This is a genomic window from Janthinobacterium sp. BJB304 (genome assembly GCF_002735765.1).
Taxonomy (GTDB): domain Bacteria; phylum Pseudomonadota; class Gammaproteobacteria; order Burkholderiales; family Burkholderiaceae_D; genus Janthinobacterium.
The window spans coordinates 1-570 of sequence record NZ_PDZN01000056.1 but is presented as its reverse complement, the minus strand read 5'-3'; the positions used below and the strand labels follow the sequence as shown (position 1 = coordinate 570).

Sequence of the window (570 nt, the reverse complement as noted above, 5' to 3'; positions counted from 1 at the left end):
CGCGGGTGAATGGCGGAAGGGGCGGACGAATTTCACTACTGGATGACATGATATGACCTTAACGGTTAGGTGAACTAGATCCTGCCTGTCGCGGCAGGGTTGATAAAAGCAGGGCTGCCGCCCTGCCAGCACTATCGGCGGCACTAGCATCGCCAGTGACCATTGCAACTGCTGTCGCGCCGTCGATTAGGATTAGAAAATAGGTTGCGACTTCATCAGGATTCGCCAGACCTGACTCATTGGTCAGCTCACGAAGGTAGGAAAGCAGACGCTCTTTATGCCGCGCCGAAACGGCCCCAATTTCGGGGTTCGTAACGCCCAACTCACCCGCCGCATTGATGAAGGCACATCCGTGGAAGTCAGCAGCGTCAAACCACTGCCGGAGAGCGAGAAACACCGACTCCAGCCGCCCGATAGGCGTACTGGCCCGCGAAGTTTCCTCAATAAACCACGACATCCACCGCTCGTCCCTCCCCTGCAGGGCCGCTGCCACCAGCTCCTCTTTGTTTGGGTAAAGCTTGTAAATACTGCGCCGAGCCACACCCGACTCTCTGACTATCGCGTCCATGC

Annotated in this window: 1 protein-coding gene; it reads right to left on the bottom strand. The window is 57.2% G+C overall.

The window, feature by feature from the left end; genetic code table 11:
- Positions 1 to 58: 58 nt before the first annotated feature.
- Entirely contained in the window at positions 59 to 568 is a 510-nt protein-coding gene (locus CSQ95_RS28905; protein WP_099412000.1) for a TetR/AcrR family transcriptional regulator, read from the bottom strand.
- Between the last annotated feature and the right edge of the window lie 2 nt (positions 569 to 570).